Here is a 5,771-nt window from a genome sequence, read left to right on the forward strand (position 1 = left end):
ATCACCGTCTCCGTCCCGGAGGCCCGCGACGGTGCCAGCGAGGGCACCGGCGGCGGCGTCTTCTTCAACCCGACGCAGGAGCTGAACCGCGACGTGACGGTCGCGACGCTGCGCGCCTACCGCGAGCGCGAGCCGCGGGCGGCCTCGTACCTCGACGCGATGGCGGCCTCGGGGGTCCGCGGCGTCCGCGCCGCCGCCGAGGGGTACGACGTCACCTGCGCCGACGTCGACGCCGACGCGGTCGACCTCGCCGCCGCGAACCTCGACGCCAACGGACTCGACGGCGAGGCGGTTCACCGCGACGTCAACGCCCTGCTGTACGACGAGGGGCCGTTCGACGTCGTCGACCTGGACCCGTACGGTACGCCGATTCCCTTCGCGGACGCGGCGTTCGCGAACGGCCGCAACCTGATCTGTGTCACCGCCACGGACACCGCACCCCTTTGCGGTGCCCACCTCGCGAGCGGGATCCGGAAGTACGGCGCGGTCCCGCGGAACACCGACTACCACCCGGAGATGGGGCTTCGGACGCTTATCTCTGCGCTCGTCCGGACCGCCGCACGCTACGACAAGGCGGCCCGACCGGTCCTCTCGCACGTCTCCCGCCACTACGCGCGGACCTACCTCGAACTGGAGTCGGGTGCCCGCGCGGCCGACGACTGTCTCGAAGCCCTGGGTCACGTCGATCACTGCGAGGACTGCCTGTGGCGGTCGGCGACCCGCGGTCGGATCGCCGACCCGGTCGACGCCTGTCCGGAGTGCGGGAGCGACCGCGTGCTCACGGCCGGGCCGATCTGGCTCGGTCCCGTCGCGGACCCCGACTTCGCGCGCGCCGTCCGGCGCGAGGTGACCGACGACATGGGCGAGGCGAAGCGGGCGCGGAAGCTGCTCGGCACCGTCGCGCGCGAGATCGACACGCCGACCCACTACGACCAGCACCGCCTGTACAAGCAGTGGGGCGAGCCGGCCATCGGCATGGACGAGTTCGTCGAGCGCCTGCGCGCGGCCGGTCACGAGGCGAGCCGCGCGCACTATCGCGGGACGGCGGTCAAGAGTGCCGCGTCGATCCCGGAGATGCGCGAGGCGGTCCTCGGAACGGACGCGGACTGACGCCGTCGCCGTCGGCGTACGGGGTCGCTCCCGGCCTACGGGGTCGCTCTCGACGCTCGACACCCTCTCGTTTTTGTCGCGGTCGGTCGAAGGGCGGGGCGTGTCCAGACACCCGCGCACCACGTTCGGCACGGTTCGGCGCGTCGCCGACCTCGCGATCGACCGACAGGTGACGTTTCTCGCGGCCGCGATCGCCTACTACGCGTTCGTCTCGCTCGTCCCCGCGCTCCTGTTGCTGGTCGTCGTCGCCACCGCCGTCTTCGGCGAGACCATCGCCGCGGAACTGGCCGCGTCGACGGGCGAGTTCCTCACGCCGGCCGGCGAGGAGGCGGTCGTCGGAGCCGTCTCCTCGGCGGGCGGGCGAACCGGCGCGAGCCTGCTCGGGCTCGGTGTCCTGCTCTGGTCGACGCTGAAGGTGTTCCGCGGGCTCGACACGGCGTTCGTCTCCCTGTACGGCGGCGACGCGACGCCGGGGTTCCTCCGACAGATCGTCGACGCCGCCTCGGTCGTCGTGGGGGTCGGCGTCGGCATCGGCGTGATGGTCGGCGTCGGGGCGTTCGTCGCCGCCGCCGACGCGGTCCCGCTGGTCGAGGCGGCGAGCGTCCTCGCGCTGCCCGTCTTCCTCGCCGTCGTCTTCCTCCCGATGTACTACCTGCTCCCGCAGCCGACCCTCTCCGTCCGCGAGGCGCTGCCGGGCGCGGCGTTCGCGGCGGTCTGCTGGACGCTGCTTCAGGCCGGATTCCAGGTGTACGCCGCGAGCGCCGCGCAGTACCAGGTGTACGGCGTCATCGGCGGCATCCTGCTGTTAGTCACGTGGCTGTATCTCGCGGCCATCGTGGTGGTGCTCGGCGGCGTGGTCAACGTGGTGCTCGCGGGACGGGGCACCGGCGGCGACGCTCCCCGGAACGACGGCCCCGCCGATGCCGTCGGTGCCTCCGACGACGCCGCGGACCGGCAGTTACAACAGGACCGCGGCCGACCCACGGGTATGAACGGCGAGTCGGACGCCTCCGGGGACGACGACGAACGGCCGCGCGGCGCGCCGGACGTCGCCGCCCTCGAAGCGGAGGTCCGGGAGCTGCGGTCGCAGCTCGACGAGTTCGAGGACGACGTGGAACGACGCACGGTCGACAAACCCGAGGTCGAGTCGGAGCTGAAGCGGTACGTCCGGTCCCGAATGCGCCGCGGACACGCCCGCGGCTGGGGTCCGTACCTCGTCCTGCTGTACGGCACGGTGCTGACGCTCGCGGCGCTGACGTCGCTACAGGGGATCTACGCGGTCGGCGCTATCGTCGTCCTCGGGCTGTCGACGCTCGGCCTGTACACGATATTCGTCGTCGTCGGGATCGGGTTGAACCTGCTCGAAACGCCGGGCAAGGCGCTCGATTACGCCCGCGGCCGCGGCGATGACTGAGCCTCGCAACGCCCGGCGCGACGAGACTGGAGTGGCTCCCCGGTGACCGGACTCGTCGCCGCGGAGCGCGGCCTCGGCGAGACCGCGATCGTCGACGCCCTCCCGGAAGTCGTCGTCGTGGCCTTCGCGGCCGTCACGCACCTCGCGGACCCGTGGTTCCTCTTCGCGCTGCTCGCGGTCGGCTACTGGTTCGCGAGCGACCGGACCGCGGGGTCGCCGCGCCGCGCCGGTGCCACCGCCGTCGCGGCCGTCACCTGCGCGTACGCCGCGACGGCGCTCGGCAAGGCGTGGTTCGCGGTCCCCCGCCCCCCGGCCGCGATGGGACCGGCCGACGTGCCGACGTGGCTCCCCGCGCTCCTCTCGGGCTGGTACGAGGCGCAGGTGCTCTCCGACGGGTTCGGCTTCCCGAGCGGCCACGCCACCGGCGGCGCGGCGGCGTACCTCGCGATCGCGCTGCTGTACGACCGGCTCTGGACGCCGAGGGCCCGGTACGTCGCGGCCGCGGGGGTCGCCGTCGCGGTCGCGGCCTCGCGCGTCGTCATCGAGGTCCACTACCTCGTCGACGTGCTCGCGGGACTGGCCGTCGGGAGCGGCGTCGTCCTCGGGGCCCTGTGGCTTGCCGGCGACCCGCGGGTCCGCCGGTCGGTGGCCGCGACCTCGCCGGACGGTCCGACCGCCGACTTAGACCCCGCGCCCGCGTTCCTGACGGCCGCCGGCCTCTCGCTCGTCGCCGCCGGCGTCGCCCTCGAGGGCGGCCACACCGGCGAGGTCGTCGAGGCGGGCATCGGCATCGCCACCGGGTTCGGCGGCGCGATCGGGTGGCGGCTCGTCGACGGCGACGAGCCGCCGCTGTCGGTCCGGGTCGCGGTCCCCGCGCTGGCGGTCACCGGCGCGCTGTGGGTCGGCGCGTACGCGCTCGCGGACTCGCTGCCCGTCACGCTGACCGCGACGACCGCCGCCGTGGTCGCCGTCGTCGCGCTGCCCGCGCTGTCGGCGCGGTCGGCCGATCTGATGTGACTCCCGGCCGCCGTCGCGCTCTGGTCCGGACGACGGCTCTCCCGGATCGAGGGGGCGCTGCTCGCGCTCTCGGAACTGGTCCGGTGGGTCCTCGGACTCCTGCGGATATTCGGCTGACGGCGTCGAAAAAGTGGAAACCGTACGGGGATCGCCCCCGGTCGACTGTTCCTCGCCGCCTCAGAACGTCTCTAGGTAGCGGTTCTCCTCCCACTGCGACACCTGGGTGAGGTACTCGCTGAACTCCTGGGACTTCGCCTCGGCGAACTTCTCGGAGGTGTGCGGACCGAGCGCCTCCTGAAGCACCTCGTCGGCCTCCAGCTCCTCGACGGCGGCACCGAGGTTCGGGGGCAGCGTCTCGATGCCGTACTCCTCGCGCTTCGCGTCGTCGAACTCGTAGATGTCCTCGCGGACCGGATCGCCGGGATCGGCACCGGTCTTGATCCCGTCGAGCCCGGCGGCGATGAGCGACGCCATGCCGAGGTAGGGGTTACAGGACGGGTCGGGGCTGCGGACCTCGAAGCGCGCGGAGACGCCCGCGGCGTCCGGGACGCGGACGAGCGCCGAGCGGTTCGTGTCAGACCACGCGACGTAGATCGGTGCCTCGTAGCCGGGCACCAGCCGCTTGTAGGAGTTCACGGTCGGGTTGGTGACGGCCGTGAACGCGGGCGCGTGCTCTAAGATGCCACCCATGAACTGGTAGGCCGTCTCGCTCAGGTTGAACTCGTCGTCGTCGTCGGAGAACGCGTTGCCGTCCTCGTCGAACAGCGAGATGTGGCTGTGCATGCCCGAGCCGTTGATGTCGGCGATGGGCTTGGGCATGAACGTCGCGTGGAGGTCGTGCTGCTCGGCGACCGCGCGGACGACGGCGCGGAACGTCGCGATGTTGTCCGCGGTCGTGAGCGCGTCGTCGTACTTGAAGTTGATCTCGTGTTGGCCCTCGGCGACCTCGTGGTGGGAGGCCTCGATCTCGAAGCCCATCTTCTCCAGCGTGAAGATGATCTCCTTGCGGACGTCAGACGCGAGGTCCTTCGGGGCGAGATCGAAGTAGCCGCCGTTGTCGTGGGGGATCGTCGTCGCGTTGCCGTCGTCGTCCTTCTCGAACAGGAAGAACTCCGGCTCGGGACCGATGGAGACGGAGTAGCCCATCTCCTCGGCCTCTTCGAGGACGCTCTTCAGCACCTGGCGCGGCCCGCCGGCGAACGGCTCGCCGTCGGTGTCGACGATGTCACAGATGAGCCGCGCGGCCCCGCTGTCGCCGTTCCCGTCGCTGCGCCACGGGAGCACCGCGAACGTGTCGGGGTCGGGGACGAGCCGCATGTCCGACTCCTGAATGCGCACGAACCCCTCGATCGAGGAGCCGTCGAAGTAGATGCCCTCGGTGAACGCCTTCTCCGCCTGGTGGGCGGGGACGGAGACGTTCTTCACGACGCCGAGGATATCGGTGAACTGGAGCCGCAGGAAATCGACGTTCTGCTCTTCGATCTCGTCGAGTACCGCCTGTTCCTCGGCCGTGAGGCCGCCGTCCGGTTTCGCGTGTTCGTCCGTCATGTTCTGGACGTTTGATTCGTTATCTGCCAGTATAAAGGCCTTATCGCTTGGCGCATGAACCGCCGGGTGGGGAAATATGCTGGACGTTCGTAAAATTCTAAACCCCCGGAAGCGTGATCGGTTGTGATGACGTACGAAAACCTCGACGCGAAGCTCATCAACTCCCTGCTCAGTAACGGCCGCGCGAGCCTTCGGAGCCTCGGGGACGAACTGGACGTCTCGGTGACGACGGTGTCGAACCACCTCCGCGACCTCGAAGAGGAAGGGGTCATTCGGGGATACACGCCCGTCGTCGACTACGACAAGCTCGGCTACGACGTCACCGCCGTCCTCCAGCTCAAGGTCGAGGGGAGCGCGCTGCCGGACGTCACCGAGAAGCTGCGCCAGGAGAAACAGATGGTGAGCGTCTACGAGGTCACCGGCGACTACGACGTGATCGCGATCGGGAAGTTCACCGACACGGACGGGATGAACGACCAGATCAAGTCGATCCTCACGGACGCGGACATCCGCGAGTCGAACACGAGCGTCGTCCTGAACGCGGTCACCGAGAACGCGCAGTTCGACCTCGACGTCGACGAGGAGTGACTCGGCCGACGGTCTAGCCCGTTACTCCCGCTTCGCCGCCGCCTCCAGCACCTCCACCGCCGGGAGCGGCTCGCCCGTCAGCGCGCGGATGTAC

The 5,771-nt window shown here is 70.5% G+C and carries 5 protein-coding genes; 4 read left to right on the forward strand and 1 reads right to left on the reverse strand.

Annotation, left to right across the window (positions count from 1 at the left end; translation table 11 throughout):
* From C472_RS12480 to C472_RS12490, 3 genes are all read left to right on the forward strand, one after another.
* Positions 1 to 1,110 (forward strand): tRNA (guanine(26)-N(2))-dimethyltransferase (locus tag C472_RS12480; RefSeq protein WP_006630200.1); only part of this gene is annotated, 1,110 nt, incomplete at its 5' end.
* A gap of 100 nt (positions 1,111 to 1,210) precedes the next feature.
* Positions 1,211 to 2,524, forward strand: a complete 1,314-nt coding sequence (locus C472_RS12485) for a YihY/virulence factor BrkB family protein (protein ID WP_006630201.1) — start codon at positions 1,211 to 1,213, stop codon at positions 2,522 to 2,524.
* Positions 2,525 to 2,566: 42 nt separating this feature from the next.
* Positions 2,567 to 3,541, forward strand: coding sequence for a phosphatase PAP2 family protein (locus C472_RS12490; protein WP_006630202.1), 975 nt, complete (start codon positions 2,567 to 2,569; stop codon positions 3,539 to 3,541).
* Positions 3,542 to 3,718: 177 nt separating this feature from the next.
* On the opposite strand, the gene glnA is transcribed toward C472_RS12490, so the two are convergent.
* Positions 3,719 to 5,089: a type I glutamate--ammonia ligase gene (glnA, locus tag C472_RS12495; RefSeq protein ID WP_006630203.1), complete on the reverse strand. Its 1,371-nt coding sequence runs from the start codon at positions 5,087 to 5,089 to the stop codon at positions 3,719 to 3,721.
* A 126-nt stretch (positions 5,090 to 5,215) separates the two neighbouring features.
* On the opposite strand from glnA, the gene lrp reads away from it, so the two are divergent.
* On the forward strand, positions 5,216 to 5,677 hold the full coding sequence (gene lrp / locus C472_RS12500; RefSeq protein ID WP_006630204.1) for an HTH-type transcriptional regulator Lrp: 462 nt from the start codon (positions 5,216 to 5,218) through the stop codon (positions 5,675 to 5,677).
* The last annotated feature ends 94 nt before the right edge of the window (positions 5,678 to 5,771 follow it).

Origin of the sequence: Halorubrum tebenquichense DSM 14210, assembly GCF_000337415.1 — an archaeon.
GTDB lineage: Archaea > Halobacteriota > Halobacteria > Halobacteriales > Haloferacaceae > Halorubrum > Halorubrum tebenquichense.

Coding starts and splice junctions, on each gene's coding strand:
- glnA (WP_006630203.1), bottom strand. CDS start 5,089: ATGACGGACGAACACGCGAAACCGGACGGCGGCCTCACGGCCGAGGAA.
- lrp (WP_006630204.1), top strand. CDS start 5,216: ATGACGTACGAAAACCTCGACGCGAAGCTCATCAACTCCCTGCTCAGT.